Origin of the sequence: Burkholderia sp. WTPI3 (assembly GCF_021483755.1) — a bacterium.
Lineage (GTDB): Bacteria > Pseudomonadota > Gammaproteobacteria > Burkholderiales > Burkholderiaceae > Burkholderia.
The window spans coordinates 174,308-200,584 of the sequence record NZ_JAGIXF010000004.1; the positions used below are offsets into that span (position 1 = coordinate 174,308).

A 26,277-nucleotide genomic window follows, 5' to 3' on the forward strand; every position below is an offset into this window, starting at 1 on the left:
GAATCGGTCAAAACAGTTCGAGCTCGCCGCCCATGTCCACCGCGGCCGCTTCCGGCACGTGGAAATCGACCGGCGCGTTCGCGCATATGCACAACGTCGCGCCGATCCGCACGTCGCCGCCGAGTGTCAAGTCGTACGCCGCCACGTGACCGGGGTTCAGCGCCGGCAGGTAATCGACGCTCGCGCCGCTCAGCAGGTAAGGCGTCGACATCCCGAGATCGGGAAATGGCGCGGTCAGCGCCTGGTTGATCGCGCCGCAGCACAGGTTCGCGATTTCCATGAAGGCTTCGGGCAGCGGCCGTTGCGAACTCGCGCCCGGCGTCGCGGCGGCGAAATGACGGCGCGTCGCATCGTCGTCGCGAAAGCGCAGCGCGAGCAGCAGACGAAAATGCAGAGCCGAAATCGTCAGCACGGCGACATGCTCGGCGACCTTCGGCGTCAAGCGCGACTTCGCGTTGCGCGGCGAATCGTGCGATGCACCGTGTGCGTCGTCGGCCGCCGGCCGGATCTCGCACGTGCCGCCGGATGCGAGCCGCGTACGCGCCGCATCGAAGAAGATCCGCTCGAAGCCGGCCCGGGCCTGCGCACTGATCACGCCGCCGCTCCTTCGAGACACGCATGCAGTTGCCCCGCGAGCGTCTCGACCGTCGCGAGCGCGGCCGTGATCATCTTGCCGCCGGCCTGGATGTCCTGGAACGTCGCGGCCGTCACGAGATCGTTGCGGTTCAGGCTGTCTCGATAGCTGTTCGACAGTTGCTGCGAGCGCGCGGCAAGCCCGCGCACCTCGCTCGCAACGATCGAGAAACCGCGTCCGGCAGCACCCGCGCGCGCGGCTTCGATCGATGCGTTCAGCGACACGATCGACACGTGCGCGACAATCGCCGACAGCTCCTGGTTCTTCGTGCGCATGTCCTGGTTCTGCGTGGTCAGCGAGATCATCTGCTCGTGCCAGCGCTCGAAGGTGCCGGCCAGCCCGCGCAACCGCGCGGCTTCCTCGGCGAGCTTCGTCGCATGCTGCGACAGCGCGGCGCGCTCGGCCGCGAGTGCCTGCAACGCGTCGTGCCGCTCGCCCGCGCCGGCCGTTGCGTGCGCAAGCGCTGCCTCGAGCGCCGCTTCCCGTTGCGCCCATGCATCGGCCGCGTCGGCATGCGCTGCCGCCGCCGCATCGGCGCGCGTCTCGGCCGCGCCAAGGGCGTCGCGCAACACGTCTGCTTCGCGCATCATCGCAACAACGAGCCGAGCGCGCGCCATCCGCCACACGATCGCGGCGAGCGCCGCGACCACCAGGCCGCCGGCCAGCGCGGCACCGATCGGGATCATCCACGCTTGCACGGTCACTCCGTTGCGTCGGCGTTCGCGACGCCTGCGGATACGTGTGCGGCTTCGTGGGCGCTTCCGTTCGCCGCAAAGCGCTCGGGCAGCGACACGACCGTCTGGAATGCGCGATACGGCGCGCCGACGCAATCGTCGGTGAAGCGCAGCGCGATATCGCCGCCGTCGCGCTTCAGGAAGTTGCGCACCGCATCCATCCCGACGCCGCGCCCCGACACTTCGGTCACCGCGCTCGCGGTCGAGAAGCCGGGCCGGAAAATCAGCTCCGCGACAGCCTCGTCGGACAGCGCCGTTTCGTTGTCGTCGTCGATCCAGCCGCGCTCGCGCGCGATTGCGCGAATCCGGTCGAGCGCGAGACCGCGACCGTCGTCGCCTAGCACGAAGCGCAGTGCGCCGTTCCCGACGGCGACCGCGATGTCGATCGTGCCGGCCGGCGCCTTCCCCGCCGCACGACGCTCATCGGAGGTTTCGATACCGTGGTCGACCGAATTGCGCAGCAGGTGCATGAATACGTTCTTCAGCGTCGCGGCGATCTCGCCGCGCACACGATGGCCGTGGCTGTCGATATGCACGACGGGCGCCGGCTTGCCGAGCTCCGCCGCGAGCGACGGCAGCGACTCGATCACGCCGCCCAGCGTTTCACCGATGCCCAGCGTGCCGAACTGGCTCAGCAAACGGCGCACCGAATCGCGCGCTGCGTGCCAGTCGCCCGCGTTCGCCGGATCGGCGCCGTCGAGCATGCGCAGGCTCTCGCTGATATGCGCGCGCTCGACCATCAGGTAGTCGGCGCCGCCGTGCCGGGCCGGGTCGCCATTGCGGCCGAGCGTGACCGCGTTGATCGTCGCGTAGTGATCGACGGCCTCGCGCACGCGGGACAGATCGTCCATCAGCGCGTCGCGGTTCCACTCGGGTCCGCCGTCCGCGTGGCGTAGCGATTCGTACGCCTGCTCCGCTTCATGGACGATGTTCGTCAGGTGCTGGAGGCTGTACGTGCGCGCATTGCCCTTGATCGTGTGCATGTTGCGGAACAGCGCCGCGACGATCGAATGATCCGCGCGTTCGTGCTGGCGGATAATCCGCTCGTTCTCGCTGAGGAAGCCCTTCGCGCTGTGCACGAAGTCGTGGAACTTGTCCTGGCTGATCGACAGGATCTCGCCGATCATCTCGAGACGGCGCTGCTGCTCGCCGGCCTGCGCGGTCAGCTCGCGGATCTCGGTCACGTCGCGCACGCACAGCATCAGGCGCGCAACCGTATCGGTCTCGTCGGTAATCGCCGACCAGCTCAGGTCGAGCCACTTCTCGCGGCCGTCCGGCATCCGCTTCGGGACTTCGTTGACGAGCAAGTGCTCGTTGAACGCGAAGTTCATGCTGTCCTCGCCGAGACACGCATGCACGGCCGCATCGACCTGCGAGCGCGCGTCCGGGCCGATGCCCGAATCGTCGAACACGAGCGCCATCAGGTCGCGGCCCGCGATGTCGTTCGTCTCGAAGATGGTTTCGAGGTAAGCCGAATATTCCCCATGCACGACGCCGCCTTCGACAACGGTCAGGATCCCTTGCTGCATGTTCTGCAGCATCGCCTGGATGTCGGCCGTCTTCTGCTTCAGTTGCGCGGCGTTCTCCTGAATCTTCTCGATCATCCCGTTGAACGCGACGATCGAATGGCCGATCTCGTCCATCCGGCCCACCGGCACGCGGCGCGTGAAATCCTGGCTCGTCGCGATCTCGCTCATCATCGTCTGCATCCGGCTCAGCGGACGCGTGATCTGGCGATACAGCACGAAACCAAGTGCGGTCAGCAGCACGACGACGGTGCCGGCCACACCCGCGATTGCGGTCGCCGTGGTCGACAGCATCCCGTTCAGCGCATGGATCGCGTCGTCCTTCTGGCGATTCTTCTCGACACGCAGCGTGCCGACGATGCTTTCCAGTTCGTCGCGATACTGCGCGACGTTCGCGAACAGGTAAGCCTGCGCCATCTCCGGCTTGCCATCCGTCTTCATTTTCACGGTATCGTCGATCGCCGAGAAATAGTTCGCGGCGCTGTCCTTCGCCTGCGTGACGAGGCCTTCCTGCGCTTGCCCGACGGCGGACTTCGCCTGCGCATCGAGCGCTGCGCGCAGCGCGCCCTGCTTTGCCTTCAGTTCGTCGCGCGCCTGCGCGGCGGTGTTTGCATCCGGCGCGTAGATCAGCGTCATCGTGGCGATCTGGATGTTCTTCACGTCGGCGACGAGATCCGCCGATGCGAGCGCGCTCGGCACGATTCCCTGGGTAACCTGACGCACTTCGGACGCACTCTTGCGTGTCTGGTACACGGCGTATACGCCGATCGCGGACAGCGCGAGAAACGTCAGGACGACTAGCAACGTGATGCGATGACGGATGGTCATGAGTACAGCTCCCCGCAGCGATCCGGCTTCGATCGCCCCTTGGCCTATTGAAAGAATGTGAGCGGCGAATTATCGGGGATGGTGTATGACTGTCCGATGACCGAAAATCAATTGGTCATTTAGAAAATCACAATAATGAATTGCGGCGAGAAAAATCTAAAGTCTTGCGCGAATTTGCCGTTAACCTCCGGCCCGCCCGCTCCGTCTGGCCACCCGGCCGACCAGGCACATCGAATTGCGGATATTCATTCTTTTATTCGTGATCCACCCGCTCATTCCAGTCGAATATCGGCAAAACGTTCGCGCGTTATCCGAGAGCCGGATTCTTTCCGAATGCCTTTGAGCGTGACGACGGATCGAATGCGCGGGCTGTCGCCGACCCGCGCATTCGTCGCTCAGGGATCGAGCGCACCGCCCGACCACCCGGCCGACGGTCGCGAACCCGTCAGCTTCAACGCGACGTCGCCCTGGGCGACCAGCCGCTCGCGATTGCGCGTGACGATGCGCCCGGCCTGCGGCGCGACCAGCACATGCTCGCTGCCGGGCACGCCGGGATGCGCAACGATCCGTGCAATCCGTTCGCCGGCATCGACCGTCACACCGAGTTCGCGTTCGTACACGAGCACGCCCGACACAGGCGCCAACACCGTCTCCATATGCGCGATCGGCACGGCCTCGCCGCGCCATTCGTGTACGCCGGCCGGCTCCGCGATCACGCCGCGGCCGCGCAGGAATGCAAGCAAGCCGTCCGCGTCGCGCTCGGCGAGCGCATCGGAAACGTCGGATTGCCCGCGCAGTTCGACGGTCGCGACGAGCCGCTCGCGCAACGCGCCGCCGCGCGCCCAGTGCGAGGCGATCGCGCCTTCGAATGCGCCGTCGTCGTCCTCGTCCCACAGAATCGCAACGTCGGCATCGAGCGCCGCCGCGAGATCGCGGCCAGCGGGCCACAGGTCGCTGTGGAGGTACACATAAGGCAACGCGTCGGAATCGGTATGCAGATCGAGCACGATGTCGGCATCGCACGCGGCGTCGAACAACGTGCGCTGCCACGCGGCGAACGTCGTCGCGGGCCGGCGCGAGGCGGCCGATTCGTGGAAATGCCGGTTGAAATTGCGGTGCGTCGCATCGTGGAAGCGGCCGAGCAGCCGCCCTTGCCGGAACTGCGCGAGCCCGAGAGGGTTCGCCTGCGGCACGACCGTCACCGTGCCGCGCAGCACACCGCGATCGTGCGCCGCGCAAAGTTGCGGCAGCAACCGGTGCAGCACGAGCATGCCGGCTATCTCGTCCGCGTGCACGCCGGCCTGCAGGTGCACGCGCGGCCCGTCGCCGCCCGACAGCCGCCACGCGCGGATCGCGAGCGGCTGCCCGCCATCGCCCGGCACCTGCCATGTCAGCGTTTCGATCATCGTCCGTCCTCCATTCGAAGCCCTCCGGGCATCACGACGACGCGCGCGAATCCGCGCTCAGGCTCGCAACGAATGCCGCAATGCGCTCGCACGCGTCGGCCAGCGTCGCATCGTCGACGACGAAGCCGAAGCGCACGAAGCCGGCTGCAGTATCGCCGAACGCGCTCGCGTCGAGCAATGCGACCTGCTTCGCACGGAACAGCCCCCACGTGAACGCGTGCGCATCCAGCCCCGTGCCGCGCACGTCGACCATCATGAACATCCCTGCCTCCGGCAGCAGGCAGCGCAGCCCCGGCACGTCGCGCAGGCGCGCGTAGGCCAGGTCGCGGCGGCGGCGGTACAGCTCCCGCATGTCGGCGACGATAGCCGCCTTGTTGTCGAGCGCGGCGACGGCCGCCTGCTGGATGAAGCCCGGCAGCCCGTACAGCATGCACAGCGCGAGCCGCTCCGCGTGCTCGATCAGCTCGGTCGGGCCGATCGCCCAGCCGACCCGCCAGCCCGGCATCGCATGCGACTTCGACAGGCTGCCGATCGTCACCGTGCGCTCCGCCATCCCGGGAAGCGCCGCGATGCTGACCATGTCGCGCTCGAACGTCAGTTCCGCATAGACCTCGTCGGACACGACCCACAGATCGCGCTCGCAGGCGAGCCGTGCGATCCGTTCGAGATCGGCGCGCGGCATCACGACGCCGGTCGGGTTGCACGGCGTCGCCAGGAAGATCGCCTTCGTGCGCGGCGTCACGGCCGCTTCGAGCGCATCGAAGTCGAGATGAAAACCGCGCGACGCGTCGACGGGCACCGGTACGAGCGTCGCGCCCGATGCGCGCACGCTCGCTTCGTACGTGAGATACATCGGCTCGGGCACGATTACCTCGTCGCCTGCCTCGCACAGGCACATCGCCATCGCGAACAGCGCGTTCTGCGCGCCTGCCGTCACGATCACGTGCTCGGCACCGACCGGCTGCCCGGACGCTTTCGCATGCTCGCGCGCGATCGCCGCGCGCAGTTCGGCACGCCCGCGCACTTCGCTGTAGTGCGTATCGCCGCCGCGCAGCGCGGCGACCGCGCGCTCGACGATCACGTCGGGCGTCGAGAAATCCGGATCGCCGACACTCAGGATGATGGCCGGCTCCCCTGCCGCGACAGCGCGCTGCGCCGCATAATGAATGTCCCATGCGGTCGTGCGCTTGCCCTTCAGACGATCGACCAGCTTCGAATAGTTCATGCGTTCTCCATCGCGCAGCGCCAGAGCGGCCGCCGCGCTGTCAGTGGTTCTTCAACGCGGCATGCGCACCGGCACACGCCGCTCGAGCCGGCCGAATGCGCGTTCGATCACGAACGCCAGCACGACGTAGATCACGGCGATCGCCAGCAGCGGCTCGTAGGTCCGCAACGTCTGCGCACGAATGTAGTTCGCGGCGCCGAGCACGTCCATCACCGCGACCGTCGATGCGAGCGCGGTCGACTTCAGCAGCATCACCGTTTCGCCGGCCAACGTCGGCAGCAGGATCTGGATCGCACGCGGCAGCCACACGCGCCGCGCGATCATCGACGGGCGCATCCCCATCGCGCGCGCGGCCTCGATCTCGCCCTTCGGCACGCCGCGCAGGCCCGCGCGCAGCACTTCGCCGACATATGCGCCGACGCTGATCACCAGCGCGAACGCGACATACCAGAAGCCGTCGCGCAGGAACGGCCACAGCACGCTGTCGCGCAAGGCGGGCCAGCCGGCGAACAGCGAGCCGACGCCGTAGTAGATCAGGTAGATCTGCACGAGCAGCGGCGTGCCGCGGATCACCTCGGTGAAAGCCTTGCTGGCGCGCGCGATGACCGGATTGGCCGACAGCCGTGCAAACGCGACGGCGATCGCGAGCGCGAAGCCGAACACGGCCGAGATGACGAGCAGCTTGACGGTGGTCAGCACGCCGAGCAGCAGCAGCGACCCGTAGGAGGACAGTACGCTCAGATCCATGACGTTGATCCGGTTCGGTCGAAAAATCCGTGGGAAGGCGCGACGCGGTTCACGACGCCGGCATCCAGCGGCCGAAACGCCGCTCGATCTCGCGGAACAGCATGCCGGACAGCGACGTGATCGCGAAGTACACGGCCGCGACCATCAGGTAGTAATGCATGTACTCGCGCGTCGAGCCGGCCGCCTGCTTCGCTGTGTAGAGCAACTCGCTGTAGCCGACCACGCTGATCAGCGCGCTGTCCTTCACCAGGATCAGCCACAGGTTCGTGAAGCCGGCCAGCGCATACGGCGCCATCGCCGGCAGCGTCACGCGCCGGAACACGAGCGCGGGCGACGCGCCGAATGCACGCGCGGCCTCGATCTGCCCGTACGGGATCGCGAGGATCGCGCCACGGATGATCTCGGCCGCGTACGCGCCCTGCACGATGCCAAGCACGATCACCGCCGCGGCAAAGCCGTTGACCGCCACCGGCCCGACGCCGATCGCCGTCATCAGCAGGTTGATCGCGTCGGTGCCCGCGTAATAGAGCAGCAGGATCAGCAGCAGTTCGGGCACCGCGCGGCACAGCGTCGTGTAACCCTGCGCGAGCCGTTGCAGCACGCCCACGCCGGACAGTTTCGCGGCCGCGCCCAGCAACCCGAGTACGATCCCGACGACGAACGCGCCGAGCGAAATCTCGAGCGTGACGCCCGCGCCCTGCAGCAGCGCGACGCCCCAGCCGTCCGGGTCCATGCCCAGGTAACTCACCCATCCCCAACCGTCCATGCCTCCTCCTGTTCCGTGCGTGGCGCGCGTCGGCGCGTATCCGTGCGATCAGTGCGGCCAGAGGTCGATCGGGAAGTACTTCTTGGCGATCTGCGCGTACTTGCCCGATGCGTGCAGCTGTTCGAGCGCCTGGTCCATCTGCTGCTTGAGCGGCGCATCGGCCTTGCGCATGCCCGCACCGACGCCGTAGCCGAAGATCGCCGGATCCATCTTCACGCTGCCGGGGCCCTTCAGCTCGAACGCGGCACCGTCCTTCGACTTGAGGAAATCGAGGATGCCGAGCTGGTCGAGGTACATCGTGTCGATGCGGCCGGCGACGAGGTCCGAGTTGCAGTCGTCCTGCGTGTTGTACAGGCGCACCGTCGCGCTCTTGCCGTACGCCATCTTGATGAATTCGGCGTTCGCGGTGGAGCCCTGCACGCCGATCACCTTGCCCTTGAGGCCGTCCGGCGTCAGCGTGAGCTTCTGGTTCTTCGCACCGACGAACGTGCCCGGCGTCTCGTAGTACGGCCGCGAGAACGCGATCACCTTCTGGCGCTCCGGCGTGATCGACATCGAGTTGAAGATGACGTCGATCTTGTCGCTGAGCAGCGCCGGGATGATGCCGTCCCACGCGACTTCCCTGATCTCGCACTTCGCCTTCATCTGCTCGCACAGTGCGCGGATCAGATCGGCCTCGAAGCCGCTCCACTGTCCGGTCGGACTCTTCATCAGGAACGGCGGATACGGCTCGGCAGCGACGCCGAAGCGCAGCACGCCCGACGACGCGTGCGCGGAACCGAGCGGCGCGAGCGCCGCGAGAACGAGACTCAACAGGCACAGCAGACTGCGTACGACGCGTTTCATGGTCGGACTCCTTGCGGGAAAGATAGGGATCGGTGCGACCGGCATGGGTACGGCCGGTACCGTCCCGGCCGGCCGCGCAGGCCATGCCTGCGGTTCAGCGGCGTTGCCGGTGTGCGTTGACGAACTGACGGCAGCGTTCGCTCTGCGGCGCGTCGAAGATTTCACGCGGCGTGCCGCTCTCCTCGACGCGCCCTTGGTGCAGGAACAGCACCTTGTTCGATACGTCGCGTGCGAACGCCATCTCGTGCGTAACGAGAATCATCGTGCGGCCTTCGCACGCGAGATCGCGGATCACCTGCAGCACTTCGCCGACGCGTTCGGGATCGAGCGCGGAAGTCGGCTCGTCGAACAGCATGACTTTCGGCCGCATAGCCAGCGCGCGCGCAATCGCGACACGCTGCTGCTGGCCGCCGGACAGGAATGCGGGATAGACGTTGCGCTTGTCGGCGAGGCCGACGCGCTCGAGCAGCTGTTCGGCACGCGCGATCGCTTCGGCTCGCGGTTCGCGCAGCACGTGCACCGGCATCTCGATCACGTTTTCGAGCACCGTGCGGTGCGCCCACAGGTTGAAGCTCTGGAACACCATGCCGAGACGCGTGCGGATGCGCTCGACCTGGCGCGGATCGGTCGCCACCGTGCGGCCCTTGCGGTCGACTTTCAGCCCGATCTCCTCGCCGTCGACGACGATACGTCCACGGGTCGGCGTCTCCAGCAGATTGATGCAGCGGAGCAGCGTGCTCTTGCCCGAGCCGCTCGCGCCGATCAACGAGATCACTTCGCCTTCGTGCGCGCTCAGCGACACACCCTTCAACACCTCCAGCTCGCCGAACCGCTTGTGCAGGTCCGTCACCTGCACGCGCTCCTCGACGGCTGTCTTCACGCTCTCCACCCGCGCCAACATGCTGTCTCCCGTGTCGAATTCTCACGCCCGCCCCGTGGGGGATCGCGGCATCTTGTTGAATGGCCGACCAACCTCATGCGGAGTCGAGTATAGGCTCTGTTGAACGGAGGTTCAACAGATTTCAATAATCCGGAAGCAAGGGTTTTCGCGGGTTCCGCCGCTGTAATTGAACAAGCGTCCGACACTCCCCTATAATCGGTGCCATGACGATTCCGTAAGGTCACTCCGTGAAAAAGACTCCTGGCAGCGCACCGGTTCAGACCCGCAGCCGCGGCATTCGCGAAACGCCCGCCGTGCGGCAGCAATCGATCATCGACGCGACGATGCGCTGCATCGCGCGCTACAGCTATTCGGAAACCACGATCGACCGCATCTGCGCGGAAGCGAAGGTGTCGCGCGGGCTGATCAACCATCACTTCCAGTCGAAAGACGAGCTGATGGCGCAGACCTACAAGCGGCTCGCCGCCGACCTGCTCGACGTGTCGCGCGCGGCCGCCGCGAACGCGACGGGCCCCGAGGACAAGCTCGACGCGATCATCAAGGTGTGTTTCGCCGCGCCGGTGTTCGCGCCGAAGAACGTGAAGGTCTGGCTCGGCTTCTGGAGCGTCGCGCACAGCGATCCGGTGATCCGCAAGGCGCACAAGGAGCTGTACGCCGGCTACCGGCAGGCGTTGAAGAAACTGTTCGACCAGATCGCCGAAGTGCGCGGCGGCACCGTCGACAGCGATCTCGCCGCGCTGACGCTGACGGCCGTGATCGACGGGTTCTGGCTCGAACTCGCACGCGACCCGACGTCGTTTACCGCGGAAGACGCGCTGACGAGCTGCCTGCGCGTCGTCGATTCGTTTCTCCCGCCGCCGAAAACGGCCCGCAAGCGCGCGTAACGCGGCGCGCCGGCGACATGACGCAGCAGCGCCGCCGGAAACCCGGCGGCGCACACGACGGCCTCGCATCGCGAGGCCGTTCGCGTTTTCAGCGCACGCGAATCTCGATCAGATACGGCGCGTCATGCGCCGCCGCTTCGCTGAGCGCCCCGGCCAGCGACGCGCCCTCTTCGACGCGCTGCGCGCCCCATCCATACGCCCGCGCGATCGCGACGAAGTCCGGCGTGTGCAGATCCACGCCGACTGGCTCGACGCCGCCGTCGACCATGGCCTGCTTGATCTCTCCGTAACCGCCGTTGTTCAGCAGCACGACGATCACGCGCGCACGATGCTGCACCGCGGTGCCGAGCTCGGCGAGCGTGTACTGGAACCCGCCGTCGCCAGCGACGCAGACGACCGGCCGCGACGCATCGCCAAGGCTCGCACCGACGGCGGCCGGCAACCCGTAGCCGAGCGAGCCGAAGCCGACCGACGCGTTGAACCAGCTGCGCGGGCGCGGCGCCGCGAAACCGACGTTGCCCGCATAGACGATGCGCGTCGAGTCGCCGACGATGGCCGCATCGGGCAGCGCGTCGCGCACGCTGTCGAGCAGCGCGAGGTCGCGCCGCATCTCGTCGTTCAGTTCCTGCCGCGCCGCCGCACGGCACACCGCCGCGCGTTCGGGGCCGTCGCCAGCCGCACGGGCATGCGCGTCGGGCCATGCACGCCGCAGCGCACGCAGGGTTTCGCCGACGTCGCCGAGCAGCGGCAGCGCCGGCACCGCATTGCGGCACAGCTGCTGCGGATCGATGTCGATCCGCACGAGCGGCGCGGGCATCGAAAAGCTGCGCGTCGCATACAGGTCGTAATCGGTCGGCCCGAGCTCGGTGCCGAGCGCGACGATCAGGTCGCTGTCGCGCATCAGCGCGCGCACCGCGTCGCTCGACGCCGACCACGCGATGCCGAGCGGATGCGCGGGCGGCAGCACGCCGCGTCCGTTGATCGTCATCACGACCGGCGCATCGAGCGCTTCCGCGAGCCAACGCACGTCGCCGGCCGCGCCGAGCGCGCCGCCGCCCGCGAGGATCAGCGGCGCGCGTGCGGCAGCCACCTTCGCACGCAGCGCGTCGATGCCGTCGGCCGATGCCGGGCCCGGCGCGATGCGCGGCGGCGCGGCCGGCACCGGCGGCAACGTGTCCGCCGGCGCCGCGAGCACGTCGAGCGGAATCTGGATGTGCACCGGGCGCGGCCGGCCGCCCGAAAACACCGCGAACGCGCGCGCGATCGCCTGCGGCAGCGCGTCGGCGCGCGGCACCGTGTAGCTGAACGCGGCGATGTTCTCCGCGAACGCATGCTGGTCCGGCAATTCGTGCAGATGGCCGTTGCCGGAACCGATATCGCCGGACGCGTTGACGCTGGAAATCACCAGCATCGGAATCGAATCCGCATAGGCCTGCGCCATAGACGTCGCGATGTTCGTCATCCCGGGGCCGGTGATCACGAAACACACGCCGGGCTTGCCGGTCGCGCGCGCATAGCCGTCCGCCATGAAGCCGAGGCCCTGCTCGTGGCGCGCGCTCACGTGGCGCAACGCGCTGCCGGCCAGCCCGCGGTACAGCTCGATCGTATGCACGCCGGGAATGCCGAACACCGTGTCGACGCCGTATGCGGCGAGCAGGTCGACGAGGTACATGCCTACTGTTTTCATTTCGCTTCCATCGTTGAGGATAGGTTTCTGAATCACGCGCCGGCCGGCGCAGCCGTCAATGCGCGAGCCCCGGCAGCAATTCGCGCACGCCCCGCGCGAGCATCTGGAACGCGATCGCGGTCAGCACGATGCCCGACAGCCGCTCGACCAGCGTCCTGCCGATCTCGCCGAGCCGGCGGCACCACGACGCCGAGCACGCATACGTGAGCCCGATCACGCCGGCATGCAGCACGCACACCGCGCTCAGCGCCAGCAGGTCGGCCGGCGTATGAAAGCGCGTCGCCGTCGTGATCACGAGCGACATCACCGCGCTGCCGATCGACAGCGGGAAAATCAACGGCACCGCGATGTAGTTGCGCCACTGCGCATACTCCAGCCGCGTGTCGCCGCCGCTGCGTTCGTCGTTCGCCGTGCCGCGCATCATCGGGATCGACCACAGGCACAGCACGAGCCCGCCGGTCAGCGTCAATGCGCCGAGCGTGAGGCCGAGCATGCGCAGCAGGAACTGCCCGCCCCACACCGCGCCGACCATCAGCACGGCGATCCACGCGAACAGCCTGAGCGCGATCTGCCGCTGTGTCACGTCGGGAAAATGCCCGGTGACGGCCGCGTACATCGGGATCGCGACCGGCGGGCAGAACAGCGTCAACAGGCCGGTCAGGAACAGCAGCACGTCGCTCGACGTCAGGGTCATTGCTCGAACTCACATGCGGTCGGGTGGTTGAAAAACGCGGCGGCAGCGCGGCCAGTCTCGCGCTCAGTCCTGCGCGGCTTCCTGCGCCGCACGTTCGCGCGACCGCATGTCGCCGTCGAAATCGTCGAGCGTCGGAAACGCCATCGGTTCGAGCCGGTCGAGCTGCGCGAGGTACGCGTCGTACCGTTCGAGCACGGCCGCGCGCTCCGCGTCGCCGATATACGGCACGTGATAGCCGACGAACGACGGCAGCACGTCGAAGCCCGCGTAGCCGAGCGTGCCGCGCAGCACATGACGCAGCATCAGGTCCATCTCGCCATGCACGCCGTCCGCGCCGAACATGTAGTCGCGGCCGCCGCAGGTATAGGCGAGCAGCGCGCGCTTGCCGCGCATCCCGCCGCGATCGTAGAAACGCACACCGCCGTACACCTTGCCCGACACGAGCACACGGTCGATCCAGCCTTTCATGATCGCCGGCACCGAGCACCAGAACAGCGGGAAGCTCAGGATCAGCAGGTCGCATGCGACGAGCTTGTCGAGTTCCGCGGCAATGTCGGGCGCGATCGCGTGCGCGGCGACGTTCTCGCGCTGCTCCAGTGCGTAGACGAGATAGTCGGGGTTCTTGCGCACGCCGAAATCGGCCGCGCTCGCGACCGGATTCCACTGCATCGCGTACAGGTCGGACACCGTCACGGTATGCCCCTGCGCTTCGAGCGTGCTCACCGCGCGGTGCAGCATCGACGTCGTGAACGACTGCGGTTCGGGATGGGCGTGAACGATCAGGACTTTCATGGTGCGATTTTTCTCCGCAACGTAACGTTGAAGGGTGGAATTCAGACGGACCCGGCCGCGCGCCTGCGCAGCAGCGACAGGCCGATCGCCACGCAGGTCGCGACGAGCAGCAGCGTGGACACCGACGCGATCGCCGGATCGACGTTCTCGCGCATCCCGTCCCACATGCGGCGCGGCAGCGTGTACACGTGGCGGCTCGAGATGAACAGCGTGACGACGAGTTCGTCCCACGACAGGATGAACGCGAACACCGCGGCCGACAGCACGCCCGGCTTGATCGACGGCAGGATCACGTAACGCAGCGTCTGCGCGACGTTCGCGCCGAGGCTGCGCGACGCCTGCTCGATCCGCAGCCCGACCGTCGCGAGCGATGCGGAAACAGCCACCACCACGTACGGCACCGACAGCACGACATGCGACAGGATCGCGGCCGGAAAACTGTCGAGCATGCCCAGCTCGCCCCACAACCGGTAGAACGCGAGTGCCGACACGATCGGCGGCACGATCAGCGGAAACAGGATCACACCGCGCACGAACTCGCCGCGCCGCGACGCGACCTTCCACAGCCCGATCGCGCACAGCGTGCCGAGCGTGACGGAGATCACCGACGACACCAGCGCGATCAGCCCGCTCTGCAGGAAGCTCGACAGCCAGCCGTCGTCGTCGAGCAGGGCACCGTAGTGCCGCAGCGACAGCGTGCCGTCCGGCATCGACAGGTAATCGTTCGGCGTCAGCGACACCGGCACCGACACGAGCAGCGGCAACATCAGGAACAGGATCGCGGCCCATGCGATGCCGACCACCAGCGCGCGTCCTGCGGTCATTCGGTTTTTCATCGGTTCGTTCTCCGGTCGGGTCAGCGCGCGCCGAACAGCTCGCGCAGGTCGACGAAACGCGCGAGCAGCGCGAGCGCGGCCAGGATCGACGCCAGCAGCAGCGACGCGAGCGCCGCCCCGCTGCCCCAGTTCACCAGCTGCAGGATCTGCGTGCTGATGTATTCGGCGATCATCACCGTGCGGCCGCCGCCGAGGATCACCGGCGTCACGTAGAAGCCGAGCGCGAAGATGAACACGAGGATCGCCGCGCCGACGATGCCCGGCCGCGTCTGCGGGAAATACACCTTGCGGAACGTGACAAGCGCGCCCGCGCCGAGCCCCTGCGACGCGCGCGCGAGCTGCGGGTCGATGCCCTTCATGTTCGCGTACAGCGGCAGCACCGCATACGGAATCATGAAATGAATCATCCCGATCACGACGCCGATCTCGTTGCGCATCAGCGGAAGCGGCGCGTCGATCAGCCCGATGCGCATCAGCAGCGTGTTGACGAGCCCCTGCTCGCCGAGCAGGAACAGCCACGAGAACGCGCGCACCAGCACCGACGCCCAGAACGGCACGAGCAGCCCGAACATCAGCGCCATCCGCTGGCGCGGGCCGACATGCGCCATCGCATACGCAATCGCGTAGCCGAGCGCGACCGAGCAGACGGTCGTGACGGCGCACACGCGCAGCGTCGTCCACAGCACGCGATGCACGCCGTGGTTGTCGAGCAGCCGCGCGTAGTTCTGCAAACTGGGCTCCGGCACGGTGAAGCCGAGCCATAGCACGCGCACGAGCGGATACACGTACAGCACGATCAGCACCGCGAGCAGCGGCACGACGAGCAGCCAGTAGCGATCGGCCTTCGCACGGCCGAGCGGGACAGCGCCCGCGACGGGAGTAGAGAGGGTATTCATGGCGTGACGCTCACGAGGCGGCGGCTCAGGACGACATCAGGTCGGTGTACTGTGCGAGCGTCGCTTCATAGTGCTGCGCCCACCACTCGGGATTCACCTTGCACTGCTTCGCCCAGTTCTCCGGCGTGCCGGGATTGTCGGCGCGCAGCGCCTGCGGCACCGCGGCGGTCGCGGCCGGCGTCACCGGCCCGTTGCCGAGCAGCGACAGCAGGCGCACCTGCGGCTCGATGCCCTGCACGAACTTGATGAACTGCCAGACGGCATCGCCCGACGGATTGTTCTTCGGCACGCCCCACACATCGCACGACGCGAGTCCCTGCTCCCACGTATAGCGGAACCGGCCGTTGCTCTCGCGCTGGATCACGTTCGCACGCGTGTGCCAGATGCACGCCATGCTGACTTCGCCATTGCGCAGCAGCTGCAGGCTGTCCGCGCCCGAATCCCACAGCAGCACGTTCGAGCGCAACGCCTTCAGTTTCTTCAGCGCGCGCGGCACGTCGATCGGATAGACCTTGTCCTTGTCGACGCCGTCGGCCATCAGCGCGGCTTCGAGCGCGCCGCCCATCCACTTCCACAACCCGCGCTTGCCCGGAAACTTGCCGACGTCCCAGAAATCGGCCCAGTTCTTCGGCGGATTCGCGCCGAACTTGCGCGCGTCGTACGCGAGCACGTAGCTCAGCAGATACGACGGCGCGCCGAAGTCCGATGCGAGCCCCGGCAACGCGTTGCGGCCGACCACCGAATAATCGATCGGCCGCAGGAAGCCCTGCTTGCCGAGCTTGATCGCCGCGAAGCCGTCGAGGTCCATCACGTCCCAGATCACGTTCCTGTTCTCGACCATCGCCTTGATCTTGCCGTCCTCCGGCGACGAGTCGTAGCCCATCCGGATCCCGCTCGCCTTCGTGAACGGATCCATGTACGCGGAGCGGAACGCCGAGCGCGCTTCGCCGCCCCATGCGCTGAGCACGATTTCCTTCGGGTTCGACGCCCGCGCGTCCTTCGTGCCGAGCGACAGCAGCGTCGGCGCGATGCCGGCGGCCGCGCACAGCCGCAGGAAATCGCGGCGGCGCTGCGACGTCGCAGGTCGAAGGTCGCGTGCTTGATCGATCAGGTCCTGCAGATATCGGTTCGTCATGGTGTCTCCTCCAGGCTGGACAGCGCCCGCACGCGTCTCGTCGTTTCCGGGCACCAGTGAATCGGCCGCCGACGGCGGCGGACGCCGCGTCGCGCGGGATGCAACCTTCGCCGCGTCAGTCGGCTGCGATCCGGCAGGTCGCGTCGCGCTCCCACTGCACGAACACGTCCATGCCGGTGCGTGGCGACGCGAGCCCGCGCCAGGCAGGCACGTCCGCCGTCATGCAGCCGAGCGCCGGCGTCTCGATCTCGAAGCGGTACGACGAACCGAAGTAACTCCAGTGACGGATACGCCCCGCCACTTCGTTGTGCGCGCCACCGCATGATGTCGCCGACACGGCAACCTTCTCCGGGCGCAGCGCGAACAGCAGCGTGTCGCCGGCGCGCGCGCCGCATGCTGGCGCGACGAAACGCGCATCGCCGACGCGGTAATGCGTCGCCGTCGCATCGCCGCCGAGCGCGACGCCTTCGATGAAGTTGCTCTTGCCGAGGAAGTCCGCGACGAAGCGGTTGGCCGGCTGCTCGTACAGTCCGTCCGGCGAGCCGATCTGTTCGAGCCGGCCGTCGCGCATGATCGCGATCCGGTCCGACATCGACAGCGCCTCTTCCTGGTCGTGCGTGACGAACAGGAAGGTCGCACCGAGCCGTTCGTGCAGGGCCTTCAGTTCGACCTGCACCTCGCCGCGCAGCTTGCGGTCGAGCGCGCCGAGCGGTTCGTCGAGCAGCACGAGATCGGGATCGAACACGAGTGCGCGCGCGATCGCGACCCGCTGCTGCTGGCCGCCCGACAACTGGCGCGGCAGGCGATCCGCGAGATGGCCGAGCCGCACCAGATCGAGCGCGGCCTTCACTCGCTTCACCGCGTCGGGCCCCTTCTGCTTGCGCACCATCAGCGGATACGCGACGTTCTGTTCGACCGTCATGTGCGGAAACAGCGCGTAGCCCTGGAACACCATCCCGAAGTTGCGCTTCTCCGGCGGCAACGCGACGATGCTGCGGCCGCCGACGCGCAGGTCGCCGGTGCTCGGACGCTCGAACCCGGCGACGATCGTCAGCAGCGTCGTCTTGCCGGAACCCGACGGCCCGAGGATCGTCAGGAACTCGCCGCGCGGAATGTCGATCGTCGTTTCGCGCAGCGCATGCACGCTGCCGTAGCGCTTCGACACGCGATCGATCTGCAGCCCCGCACCGCTCGCGCCGCGCGCCGTCGCTTCCGTGCGCGCCGCTTCCGCGGCGGTCCGCCCCACCTCCACACCTGCCGCCGTCTCCATCACTACGCTCATCGTGTGTCTCCTGGTCGACTCACAATTGGGTTGAACGTTCATTTAACAGAACTTATACTATGCCGAAATGCGGTCCGCAAGTAGCGGCGACCCTTGCAGGCTCTGACACAACCCCGACACACGACAACCAGGAGACAGTGATCAGCATGAGCATCGAGGACATCCGAATCGAACGGCACGACGGCGTCGTGACCCTTCGCCTGAACCGCCCGGCGAAACGCAATTCGCTCGCGCGGCCGCATCTGGACTTTCTGCGCGAGACACTCGACGCGCTCGCGAACGATCCGGCCGTGCGCTGCCTCGTGCTGACCGGCACCGGCAGTGCGTTCTGTGCGGGCGCGGACGTCGACGAATGGGCCGAGGCCGAGCGCAACGGCGAACTCGACACGTACGGCTGGAGCGAGCGCGCACACCGCTTCGTGCAGGTGCTGGCCGCGTTTCCGCGCCCCACCGTCGCGGCGCTGAACGGCTCGACGGTCGGTGCGGGCACCGACATCGGCTTCGCATGCGATTTCCGCATTGCGAGCACGGCCGCGTCGCTGCGCTGCGGGTATACCGGCATGGGCTACAGCCCCGACATGGGCGGAAGCTGGTTCCTGCCGCGCATCGCGCGCCCGGACGTCGTACGCCGCTTCATCTTCCTGAACGAACGCTGGAATGCGCAGGACGCGCTCGCGGCCGGACTCGTGTCCGAAGTCGTCGATGCCGACGCATTCGCGGAGCACGTCGCTGCATTCGCCGCGCGTCTCGCGCAAGGCCCGAGCGTCGCGTTCGGCCATACCAAGGCGCTGCTCGCGCAGTCGCTCACCCATACCCTCGCCGAGCAGTTGCGCGGCGAGCTGGCAGCCTGCGTCGCGTGCGGTCACAGCGAGGACGGTCAGGAAGCGCTTCGTGCGTCGGTCGAAGGTCGCGCACCTCACTTTGTCGGGAGATGATTGATGGATTTTTCGCTGACCCAAGAGCAGGACATGCTGGTGACGTCGCTGCGGCAGTTCGTCGAGAAGGAACTGCAGCCTCATGAATTCGCGGTCGATCGTGCGGACGACGTGCCGCCCGAGCTCGCCGACTCGATCCGCCGCAAGTCGCTCGAGCTCGGCTTCTACGCGTTCAACATGCCGGAAAGCGCGGGCGGCCCCGGGCTCGACTACGTGACGCAGGCGCTCGTCGAACGCGAACTCGGCCGCACGAGCTGGGCGCTGCACGTGTTCGTCGCGCGGCCGAGCAAGATCCTGATGGCGTGCAAGGGCGACCAGATCGAGCGCTACCTGAAACCAGCCGTGCGCGGCGAGCGCGTCGACTGCTTCGCGCTGACCGAGCCGGGCGCCGGCTCGGACGCGATGGGCATCCGCACGCGTGCGGTGCGCGACGGCGACGACTACGTGATCAACGGCAGCAAACATTTCATCAGCCACGCGGATACGGCCGACTTCGTGATCCTGTTCGCCGTCACCGGCGAGGAAGAAGTGCGCGGCCAGAAGCGCAAGCGCGTGACCTGCTTCCTGATCGACAAGGACACGCCGGGGATGACCGTGCGCCGCGGCCCGCACTGCACGAGCCTGCGCGGCTATCACCAGTCGGAGATCTTCCTGAGCGACTGCCGCGTAAGCGCCGCGCAGATCCTCGGCGAAGTGCATCGCGGCTTCGAGCTCGCGAACGACTGGCTAACGGCCGGCCGCGTAATGGTCGCCGCGAACAACATCGGCCGCGCGCAGCGTGCGTTCGAGATGGCCGCCGAATGGGCCGCGACGCGCCATCAGTTCGGCAAGCGCATCGGCGACTTCCAGGGCACGTCGTTCAAGCTCGCGGACATGCAGACCGAGATTCGCGCGGCGGAACTCGTCACGCTCTACACCGCGCAGAAGCTCGACCGGGGCACGATGACCGACGGCGACGCCGCACTCGCGAAACTGCTGGCGACCGAGACGCTCGGCCGCGTGACCGATCACGCGGTGCAGATCTACGGCGGCATGGGGCTGATGGACGAATTGCCGATCGAGCGCTTCTGGCGCGATGCGCGCATCGAGCGCATCTGGGAAGGCACGTCCGAGATCCAGCGCCATATCCTGTCCAAGGAAATCCTCCGACGCTACAGCTGACGCGAACCGTCGCGCCGGCGCGTCCGGCGCGACTTCCGAAAGGAATTTTCATGACATCTTCTCCCGCAGTCAGGGACCGCCGCGCAGCCGCCGCGGCCAATCTGCGCCGGCTGCTCGAACCGGCCAGCATCGCGTTCGTCGGCGGACGCGGCATCGCGGGCGCCGTGCAGCGCTGTCGCGACTACGGCTATGCCGGCGACATCTGGCTCGTCAATCCGAACCATGCGGAGATCGACGGCGTGCGCTGCCATGCAAGCGTCGCCGACCTGCCCGCCGCGCCTGATGCCGTGTTCGTCGCGGTGCCGGCGCGGCAGTCGATCGACGTCGTGCGCGCGCTCGCCGAACGCGGCGCGGGCGGTGCGATCGTGTACGCGTCGGGTTTCTCCGAAACGGGCGCCGACGGCGCCGCGCTGCAACAGACGCTCGTCGACGCGGCCGGCGACATGGCCGTGCTCGGCCCGAACTGCTACGGGCTGATCAACGGGCTGAACGGCAGCGCGCTGTGGCCGGTCGCACACGGTGCGCCGCGCGTCGAATCGGGCGTCGCGGTGATCACGCAGAGCGGCAACCTCGCGTACAACCTGTCGATGAGCGCGCGCTCGGTGCCTTTCGCATACCTGGCCAGCGTCGGCAACCAGGCTTCGGTCGACGTCGCGCGCCTCGTCGATGCGTTCGTCGACGATCCGCGCATCCGCGCGATCGGCGTGCATCTCGAAGGACTGAAGGACGTGCGCGCGTTCAGCGAGGCCGCCGCCCGCGCGCTCGCGCGCGGCGTGCCGATCGTCGCGCTCAAGAGCGGCACATCGACGCTCGGCGCGCAGCTCGCGATGAGCCACACGAGTTCGCTCGCGGGCTCCGACGCGCTGTACGACGCGCTGTTCCGGCGGCTCGGCGTGATCCGCGTGAAGGACCCGGTCGGCCTCGTCGAGACGCTGAAGCTGCTCGCGATCGCCGGCGTGCCCGAGCGCCGCACGCTCGCCGCGCTGGCGACGTCCGGCGGCGATGCGGGGCTCGTCGCGGATCTCGGCGAAGCGCGCGGCATCGCGTTTCCGCCGGTCGGCGACGCAGGCCGCGATGCGCTCGGCACCGTGCTGCCCGCATACGCGACGATCGCGAATCCGCTCGACTTCACGACGACGCCGTGGGGCGACCCCGACAAGATGCGCGCATGCTGCGACGCGCTGCTCGCGGATCGTCCGGGCGCGGCCGCGATGATCCTCGACTATCCGCAGGAAGCGACGGGCGAGCGGCCGCTGTGCGACATCGCTGCGAACGCGTTCGCAGCGTCGGCGCGCCAGCACGGCGTGGTCGGCGCGGTGATCTCGGTGTTCCCCGACCTCACGCCGCCCGATCACGCGGCACGCATGGCCGAGGCCGGCATCGCGCCGCTGCAGGGGCTCGCCGACGGGATCGACGCGATCGGCGCGGCGATGACGTACGGCGACATGCGCCGCCGCGTGCTCGACGCCGATGCGCTGAACGCGCTGCCGGTGCTGCGAGCGGGCAACGGCGGAGACGGCACCGCGATGCTGCACGACGAATGGGCGAGCAAGCGGATGCTGGCCGCGCACGGGCTCGACGTGCCGGCGGCCGAATGCGTCGTGCCCGCCGATGCGCCGGCCGCCGCGCAGCGGCTCGGCTTTCCCGTCTGCGTGAAAGTGGTCAGCGATCGCCTGCCGCACAAGACCGAGGCCGGCGCGGTCGCGCTGAAGCTCGGCTCGCCGGAAGCCGTGACTGCGGCCGTCGAACGGATGACGGAACAGGTCGCGCGATACGCGCCCGACGTGCGCGTCGAGCGCATCCTCGTCGAGAAGATGGCCGACGCGCCGTTGCTCGAACTGATCGTCGGTGTGAAGCGCGAGCCGAATTTCGGCCTCGCGCTCGTGCTCGGCACCGGCGGCGTGCTGGTCGAACTGATCCGCGACACCGCGACGCTGCTGCTGCCGGTGTGCGAAAGCGACGTGCGCGACGCGCTGCTCGGGTTGAAGCTCGGCCCGCTGCTGACCGGCTATCGCGGGCGGCCTAAGGCCGATCTCGATGCGGTGGTCGCGAACGTGATGGCGATCGCCCGCTTCGCGCAGGCGCACGCCGACACGCTCGTCGAGCTCGACGTCAATCCGCTGCTGGCGATGGAGTGCGGCGCGGTGGCCGTCGATGCGCTGGTGCGGCTCGACGCATGACGCCGGCCTGAAGCGCAGCGGCCCGCTCGCGCGATACGCGAGCGGGCCGCTGCCAGTTGACGACACGGCACGCGATGCCGCTCAGATCACCTTGCCGGGATTGAGCAGCCCGAGCGGATCGAACGCGTGCTTCAGGCGTCGCATCGCGGCGATCTCGGCGTCGCTGCGCGAGCAGCCGAGCCAGTCGCGCTTGTATCGGCCGATGCCATGCTCGGCCGATACCGAGCCGCCCGCATCGCGCACGAGCGGATACAGCACCGCGTCGACGTCGTGCGCGCGCTCGCCCGCCGCATACGGCGCCGACACGCATACGTGCAGGTTGCTGTCGCCGAGATGGCCGAAGAAGAAGACGTGCGCACCGGGCCAGCGCGCCTTCAGCGCACGATCGCACGCTTCGATGAAGGCGGCCGTCTCGCGCGGCGGAATGCCGACGTCGAAATTGACGAGGCCGGGCAGATCGTCGATCGCGAGCCCTTCGCGAACGGTCCAGAACGCCTGTGCGTCGGCCGCATTCTGCGCGAGCGCCGCATCGTCGATCAGCCCGCGTTCGAGCCAGTCGGCCAGCACGGCTTCGAACCGCTCGGCCGTCCGCGCGGCATCGCCGCTCGCGCATTCGATCAGCACCTTGACGCCGTCGTCCGCCGGCAGCGGCGCGCGCATGCCGGGCGTGTGCCCGCACACGTAGCCGTAGAACGCCGGCCACATCGCCTCGAAGCTGAGCAAGTCGGAACATGCGGTGCGCGCGGCGCGCAACAGCGCGAGCGCCGCGGCCGTGTCGCGAACCGCGCACAACGCCGTCGACGGCGCGGCGAGCCGCGGATGCAGCCGCAACACGACCCGCGTGACGACGCCGAGCGTGCCTTCGCTGCCGACGAAGATCTGCCGCAGGTCGTAACCCGCGTTGTTCTTCAGCATCTTGTTCAGCGAGCTCAGCACGGTGCCGTCGGCCAGCACGACTTCGAGGCCCAGCACCTGCTCGCGCGTCGTGCCGTAGCGGATCACGCGATTGCCGCCCGCATTGGTCGCGACGTTGCCGCCGATCTGGCACGATCCGCGCGCGCCGAGATCGATGCCGAGCGCGAACCCAGCGTCGTCCACCGCCTGCTGCAACGCCTCCAGCGGCGTGCCGGCCCACGCGGTAACCGTGGCCGCGTCCGCGTCGATCTCGAGCACGCCCTGCATCCGTTCGAGCGACAGCACGACGTCGTGCGCGCTCGGCTCCGCGCCGGCCGCAAGGCCCGTCATCCCGCCCTGCGGCACGACCGTCTGCCGGTGCGCGGTGCAGATCGCGAGCGCGCGGCTCACGTCGTCGACGCTGCGCGGGCGCAGCAATGCGCGCGGCCGTACGCCGGCCGCCTCGCCGTAGTTGGTGAAATGACGCGCGCCGATCGCGTCGCCTGCGCTCACGCAATCGGCACCGAGCGCATCGCGCAGCGCGGCGACGACGTCGCCGCTCGAGGAAGAATCGGACATGATCGACGGGGCCGGCCGTATCCGGCCCGGGGGCGTGGAAGGATCAGAAATTATGCCGCATGCCGATGCGCGCGGCAGCCTGCGTGCGGCTCGTCGACGGCGTGAAGCTGTAGCCGATCACCGCGTCCACGCCGTTCGACGCACGCATCCAGTCAACGGCAGCATACACGTCGGTGCGCTTGGACAGCGCGTAGTGCGTGCCGAGCGCGACTTCGTGCCAGTGATGGCCTTCGAACGTCGTGTACTGATAGCCTGCGACGAGCGACAGCGGTGCGCTCGCCTGGTACACGCCGCCCGCCTCGTACACGCGCATCGTCGACGATTGCCCGTAGCCCTTGAACGTCGTGTTGCTGAAGTCCGCATTCAGCGTCAGCTTGCCGAGCGTGTACGACGCGCCGATCCCGAAGATCGATTGCGAGTCGATCGAGAACGGCGTCGAGTCGTGCAGGTCGGTCACGGCGCCCGTCGCCGGATCGATGCTCGCGACCGTCTGCCCGAGCATCGTCGTCACGCCCATCTGCGCATACGGATCGAGCGCCGCGAGCCCGCGCGGCGAGTTGAGCCGCGTGTAGTTGCCGCCCGCCGAGAAATCGCCGTGCGTATAGGTCGCGCCGACGCTCCACGCGCTGCCGTCGTGGAAGCTGCCCGCGTCGTTGCTGAACGAATACATGCCGCCGACCACGAGCCCGTGGAAGCTGTTGCTGACAAACTTCACCGCGTTCTGCAGCCGGTCGCCGCTCTGCCGGTCGAAGTCGCCGAGGTGCACGCCGTAGCCGCTGCCGAACGCGCTGACGTTGTACGCGGCCGTGAAGTCGAATGCGAAGTCATACTGATTGCCGAACGTCAGCGTGCCCCAGTCGTTGCCGAGCCCGACGTACGCCTGCCGCCCGAACATCGCGCCGCCCTGGTTCAGCTTGCCGGTGCCGAGCCGGAACCCATTCTCGAGCTTGAACACCGCCTTGTTGCCGCCGCCGAGATCCTCGGTGCCCATCAGCCCGACGCGGTTGCCGTACGACACGCCGTCGTCGAACAGGTACGCATGCGCGCCGCCTGCATTGTTCACGTAGGTGATGCCGCCGTCGATGATCCCGTACAGCGACACGCTGCTCTGGGCGTGTGCGTAGCCATGAACCATCACCGACATCATGCCGGCCAGCAGGAAGCGTTTTTTCATTCGGTGTCTCCGGTTTCCGCGCGACGCGGATCGATTTTTCGTTGTGATCGAATGCCGCCCGCCTGCTTCGCTTCGGCATCGCGGCGCTGGCGAGTATAAGTTTCATTGAATGAATGTTCAATCCGTTGAAAGCCGAATCGGCACCGGTGTTAACACGCATCGGCGATTTCTTTATTGAAAAAACGTTCAACCCGTCATAACATCGACCGGCAGCCCCGCGGACGACGTGCGGGCCCGTTCCGAACTTCGGAGTGCACTCGATGACGACCACCCTCAGCCCCGCCGCCGAGCCGCGCCTGCGCTCGGCCTACGAAGGACAGAAGTCGCGCCCGTACGACCCGGCCGTGCCGATCGCGACGCCGCTCGAGCTGCATCGCTGCACCGTGCAGCCCGAGTGGGTCGACTACAACGGCCACATGAGCGAATCGTGCTACTTGCTCGTGTTCGGCGACAGCAGCGACGCGTTCTTCCGCTACTTCGGCATCGACGACGACTATCGCGAAGCCGGCTGCTCGATCTATTCGGCGGAAACGCATATCCGCCACCTGCGCGAAGCGATGCTCGGCGAACCGCTGCGGCTCACGGTGCGGCTGCTCGACATGGACGACCGGCGGCTGCACGTGTTCCATTCGATGCATCACGCAGCCACCGGCGCGCAGCTCGCGACCGGCGAACAACTGCTCACGCACGTCGACATGCGCGCGAAACGCGCGGCGCCATTCCCCGATGCGATCCGCCGGCACCTCGACGCGATTCACGCCGAACATGCACGCGCGCCGCACGAGCCGCACGCGAGCCGCGCGATCGCGATCCGCCGCCCGGCCGCCGCGTCGCGCTGATCATCCCGAACCCGGACGGAGTCATACCATGCAGACCAACGACGCCTGGCGCACGCGCGCCGGCCAGCTCGACATCGATTCCCGCGCCTTCGTCGACGGCGCATTCCGCGACGCGCACGACGGCGCCACCTTCACGTGCACGAGCCCGATCGACGGCCGCTTGCTCGCGCAGGTCGCGCATTGCCGGCAGGCCGATGCCGATATCGCGGTCGCCGCCGCGCGGCGTGCATTCGAAACCGCCGCGTGGCGCGACGCGTCGCCGCGCGAACGCAAGCGCGTGCTGCTGCGCTGGGTCGCGCTGATCCGCGAGCACGCGGACGATCTCGCGCTGCTCGAAACGCTCGACACCGGCAAGCCGATCGGCGACACGACCACGATCGACATTCCGTCGACCGCGTACTGCGCCGAGTGGTTCGCCGAGGCGATCGACAAGACGGGCGGTGAAGTCGCGCCGGCCGATGCGCATCTCGTCGGGCTCGTCACGCGCGAGCCGATCGGCGTGGTCGCGGCCGTCGTGCCGTGGAATTTCCCCGCGATGATCGCGATGTGGAAATGCGCGCCCGCGCTCGCGGCCGGCAACAGCGTCGTGCTGAAACCGTCGGAGAAATCGCCGCTCAGCGCGCTACGGCTGGCCGCGCTGGCTGCGCAAGCCGGGCTGCCGGCCGGCGTGCTCAATGTGCTGCCGGGCTTCGGCGA

At 67.9% G+C, this 26,277-nt stretch carries 24 protein-coding genes; 6 read left to right on the top strand and 18 right to left on the bottom strand.

Annotated features, from left to right (window positions below):
- Positions 1-7 precede the first annotated feature (7 nt).
- From J7024_RS04075 to J7024_RS04115, 9 genes are all read right to left on the bottom strand, one after another.
- Positions 8-595, bottom strand: a complete 588-nt coding sequence (locus J7024_RS04075; protein WP_175760395.1) for a hypothetical protein — start codon at positions 593-595, stop codon at positions 8-10.
- A complete protein-coding gene (locus J7024_RS37090; protein ID WP_265096073.1) occupies positions 592-1,332 on the bottom strand; it encodes a methyl-accepting chemotaxis protein in 741 nt (246 codons plus the stop codon). Before J7024_RS37090 ends, J7024_RS04075 begins: the two co-directional genes overlap by 4 nt.
- Before the next feature lie 2 nt (positions 1,333-1,334).
- Complete coding sequence (locus tag J7024_RS04085; protein ID WP_175770157.1) at positions 1,335-3,722, bottom strand: MCP four helix bundle domain-containing protein; 2,388 nt, start codon at positions 3,720-3,722, stop codon at positions 1,335-1,337.
- Between the two features lie 395 nt (positions 3,723-4,117).
- Complete coding sequence (locus J7024_RS04090; RefSeq protein WP_175770156.1) at positions 4,118-5,128, bottom strand: succinylglutamate desuccinylase/aspartoacylase domain-containing protein; 1,011 nt, start codon at positions 5,126-5,128, stop codon at positions 4,118-4,120.
- 31 nt (positions 5,129-5,159) lie between these two features.
- On the bottom strand, positions 5,160-6,353 hold the full coding sequence (locus J7024_RS04095) for a pyridoxal phosphate-dependent aminotransferase (RefSeq protein ID WP_124826261.1): 1,194 nt from the start codon (positions 6,351-6,353) through the stop codon (positions 5,160-5,162).
- 51 nt (positions 6,354-6,404) lie between these two features.
- Positions 6,405-7,100 carry an ABC transporter permease gene (locus J7024_RS04100; RefSeq protein ID WP_124826262.1) on the bottom strand — a complete coding sequence of 232 codons (696 nt, stop codon included), beginning with the start codon at positions 7,098-7,100 and terminating at the stop codon, positions 6,405-6,407.
- 49 nt (positions 7,101-7,149) lie between these two features.
- Complete coding sequence (locus J7024_RS04105; RefSeq protein ID WP_124826263.1) at positions 7,150-7,866, bottom strand: ABC transporter permease; 717 nt, start codon at positions 7,864-7,866, stop codon at positions 7,150-7,152.
- Positions 7,867-7,914: 48 nt separating this feature from the next.
- A complete protein-coding gene (locus tag J7024_RS04110) occupies positions 7,915-8,712 on the bottom strand; it encodes a transporter substrate-binding domain-containing protein (protein WP_124826264.1) in 798 nt (265 codons plus the stop codon).
- A gap of 94 nt (positions 8,713-8,806) precedes the next feature.
- Positions 8,807-9,613: an ABC transporter ATP-binding protein gene (locus J7024_RS04115; protein WP_124826265.1), complete on the bottom strand. Its 807-nt coding sequence runs from the start codon at positions 9,611-9,613 to the stop codon at positions 8,807-8,809.
- A gap of 227 nt (positions 9,614-9,840) precedes the next feature.
- Here J7024_RS04115 and J7024_RS04120 point away from each other — a divergent pair, with 227 nt between their 5' ends.
- On the top strand, positions 9,841-10,497 hold the full coding sequence (locus J7024_RS04120) for a TetR family transcriptional regulator C-terminal domain-containing protein (protein ID WP_233409984.1): 657 nt from the start codon (positions 9,841-9,843) through the stop codon (positions 10,495-10,497).
- A gap of 88 nt (positions 10,498-10,585) precedes the next feature.
- Here the strand turns inward: J7024_RS04120 and J7024_RS04125 are convergent, their stop codons facing one another.
- From J7024_RS04125 to J7024_RS04155, 7 genes are all read right to left on the bottom strand, one after another.
- Positions 10,586-12,184, bottom strand: a complete 1,599-nt coding sequence (locus tag J7024_RS04125; RefSeq protein ID WP_175750515.1) for a 5-guanidino-2-oxopentanoate decarboxylase — start codon at positions 12,182-12,184, stop codon at positions 10,586-10,588.
- 55 nt (positions 12,185-12,239) lie between these two features.
- Entirely contained in the window at positions 12,240-12,878 is a 639-nt protein-coding gene (locus J7024_RS04130; RefSeq protein ID WP_124826267.1) for a MarC family protein, read from the bottom strand.
- 63 nt (positions 12,879-12,941) lie between these two features.
- Positions 12,942-13,670, bottom strand: a complete 729-nt coding sequence (locus J7024_RS04135; protein ID WP_124826268.1) for an NAD(P)H-dependent oxidoreductase — start codon at positions 13,668-13,670, stop codon at positions 12,942-12,944.
- A 41-nt stretch (positions 13,671-13,711) separates the two neighbouring features.
- Complete coding sequence (locus J7024_RS04140; RefSeq protein WP_124826269.1) at positions 13,712-14,506, bottom strand: ABC transporter permease; 795 nt, start codon at positions 14,504-14,506, stop codon at positions 13,712-13,714.
- Positions 14,507-14,526: 20 nt separating this feature from the next.
- Positions 14,527-15,402, bottom strand: a complete 876-nt coding sequence (locus J7024_RS04145) for an ABC transporter permease (RefSeq protein WP_234744810.1) — start codon at positions 15,400-15,402, stop codon at positions 14,527-14,529.
- Between the two features lie 25 nt (positions 15,403-15,427).
- On the bottom strand, positions 15,428-16,537 hold the full coding sequence (locus J7024_RS04150) for an ABC transporter substrate-binding protein (protein ID WP_124826271.1): 1,110 nt from the start codon (positions 16,535-16,537) through the stop codon (positions 15,428-15,430).
- 115 nt (positions 16,538-16,652) lie between these two features.
- A complete protein-coding gene (locus tag J7024_RS04155; protein ID WP_124826272.1) occupies positions 16,653-17,819 on the bottom strand; it encodes an ABC transporter ATP-binding protein in 1,167 nt (388 codons plus the stop codon).
- A 146-nt stretch (positions 17,820-17,965) separates the two neighbouring features.
- Between J7024_RS04155 and J7024_RS04160 the strand changes: the two genes are divergently transcribed.
- Genes J7024_RS04160 through J7024_RS04170 form a run of 3 tightly spaced genes read left to right on the top strand, consistent with a single transcriptional unit; the run spans position 17,966 to position 22,095 of the window.
- A complete protein-coding gene (locus tag J7024_RS04160; protein ID WP_124826273.1) occupies positions 17,966-18,754 on the top strand; it encodes an enoyl-CoA hydratase/isomerase family protein in 789 nt (262 codons plus the stop codon).
- A gap of 3 nt (positions 18,755-18,757) precedes the next feature.
- Positions 18,758-19,915 carry an acyl-CoA dehydrogenase family protein gene (locus J7024_RS04165; RefSeq protein ID WP_124826274.1) on the top strand — a complete coding sequence of 386 codons (1,158 nt, stop codon included), beginning with the start codon at positions 18,758-18,760 and terminating at the stop codon, positions 19,913-19,915.
- A gap of 50 nt (positions 19,916-19,965) precedes the next feature.
- Positions 19,966-22,095, top strand: a complete 2,130-nt coding sequence (locus tag J7024_RS04170) for an acetate--CoA ligase family protein (protein ID WP_234744811.1) — start codon at positions 19,966-19,968, stop codon at positions 22,093-22,095.
- 81 nt (positions 22,096-22,176) lie between these two features.
- On the opposite strand, the gene J7024_RS04175 is transcribed toward J7024_RS04170, so the two are convergent.
- Positions 22,177-23,568: an FAD-binding oxidoreductase gene (locus J7024_RS04175; protein ID WP_124826276.1), complete on the bottom strand. Its 1,392-nt coding sequence runs from the start codon at positions 23,566-23,568 to the stop codon at positions 22,177-22,179.
- 43 nt (positions 23,569-23,611) lie between these two features.
- The gene (locus tag J7024_RS04180; RefSeq protein ID WP_124826277.1) at positions 23,612-24,742 is read right to left on the bottom strand and encodes a porin; all 1,131 of its coding nucleotides are present in this window, start codon (positions 24,740-24,742) and stop codon (positions 23,612-23,614) included.
- Positions 24,743-25,002: 260 nt separating this feature from the next.
- Here J7024_RS04180 and J7024_RS04185 point away from each other — a divergent pair, with 260 nt between their 5' ends.
- Both J7024_RS04185 and J7024_RS04190 read left to right on the top strand, forming a co-directional pair.
- Complete coding sequence (locus J7024_RS04185) at positions 25,003-25,581, top strand: thioesterase family protein (RefSeq protein ID WP_124826278.1); 579 nt, start codon at positions 25,003-25,005, stop codon at positions 25,579-25,581.
- 28 nt (positions 25,582-25,609) lie between these two features.
- On the top strand, positions 25,610-26,277 hold a 668-nt coding region (locus J7024_RS04190), incomplete at its 3' end, for an aldehyde dehydrogenase family protein (protein WP_234744812.1).

Coding starts and splice junctions, on each gene's coding strand:
- J7024_RS04125 (WP_175750515.1), bottom strand. CDS start 12,184: ATGAAAACAGTAGGCATGTACCTCGTCGACCTGCTCGCCGCATACGGC.
- J7024_RS04115 (WP_124826265.1), bottom strand. CDS start 9,613: ATGTTGGCGCGGGTGGAGAGCGTGAAGACAGCCGTCGAGGAGCGCGTG.
- J7024_RS04085 (WP_175770157.1), bottom strand. CDS start 3,722: ATGACCATCCGTCATCGCATCACGTTGCTAGTCGTCCTGACGTTTCTC.
- J7024_RS04105 (WP_124826263.1), bottom strand. CDS start 7,866: ATGGACGGTTGGGGATGGGTGAGTTACCTGGGCATGGACCCGGACGGC.
- J7024_RS04150 (WP_124826271.1), bottom strand. CDS start 16,537: ATGACGAACCGATATCTGCAGGACCTGATCGATCAAGCACGCGACCTT.
- J7024_RS04165 (WP_124826274.1), top strand. CDS start 18,758: ATGGATTTTTCGCTGACCCAAGAGCAGGACATGCTGGTGACGTCGCTG.
- J7024_RS04095 (WP_124826261.1), bottom strand. CDS start 6,353: ATGAACTATTCGAAGCTGGTCGATCGTCTGAAGGGCAAGCGCACGACC.
- J7024_RS04135 (WP_124826268.1), bottom strand. CDS start 13,670: ATGAAAGTCCTGATCGTTCACGCCCATCCCGAACCGCAGTCGTTCACG.
- J7024_RS04090 (WP_175770156.1), bottom strand. CDS start 5,128: ATGATCGAAACGCTGACATGGCAGGTGCCGGGCGATGGCGGGCAGCCG.
- J7024_RS04175 (WP_124826276.1), bottom strand. CDS start 23,568: ATGTCCGATTCTTCCTCGAGCGGCGACGTCGTCGCCGCGCTGCGCGAT.
- J7024_RS04145 (WP_234744810.1), bottom strand. CDS start 15,402: ATGAATACCCTCTCTACTCCCGTCGCGGGCGCTGTCCCGCTCGGCCGT.
- J7024_RS04160 (WP_124826273.1), top strand. CDS start 17,966: ATGAGCATCGAGGACATCCGAATCGAACGGCACGACGGCGTCGTGACC.
- J7024_RS04155 (WP_124826272.1), bottom strand. CDS start 17,819: ATGAGCGTAGTGATGGAGACGGCGGCAGGTGTGGAGGTGGGGCGGACC.
- J7024_RS04185 (WP_124826278.1), top strand. CDS start 25,003: ATGACGACCACCCTCAGCCCCGCCGCCGAGCCGCGCCTGCGCTCGGCC.
- J7024_RS04140 (WP_124826269.1), bottom strand. CDS start 14,506: ATGAAAAACCGAATGACCGCAGGACGCGCGCTGGTGGTCGGCATCGCA.
- J7024_RS04130 (WP_124826267.1), bottom strand. CDS start 12,878: ATGACCCTGACGTCGAGCGACGTGCTGCTGTTCCTGACCGGCCTGTTG.
- J7024_RS04180 (WP_124826277.1), bottom strand. CDS start 24,742: ATGAAAAAACGCTTCCTGCTGGCCGGCATGATGTCGGTGATGGTTCAT.
- J7024_RS04170 (WP_234744811.1), top strand. CDS start 19,966: ATGACATCTTCTCCCGCAGTCAGGGACCGCCGCGCAGCCGCCGCGGCC.
- J7024_RS04100 (WP_124826262.1), bottom strand. CDS start 7,100: ATGGATCTGAGCGTACTGTCCTCCTACGGGTCGCTGCTGCTGCTCGGC.
- J7024_RS04110 (WP_124826264.1), bottom strand. CDS start 8,712: ATGAAACGCGTCGTACGCAGTCTGCTGTGCCTGTTGAGTCTCGTTCTC.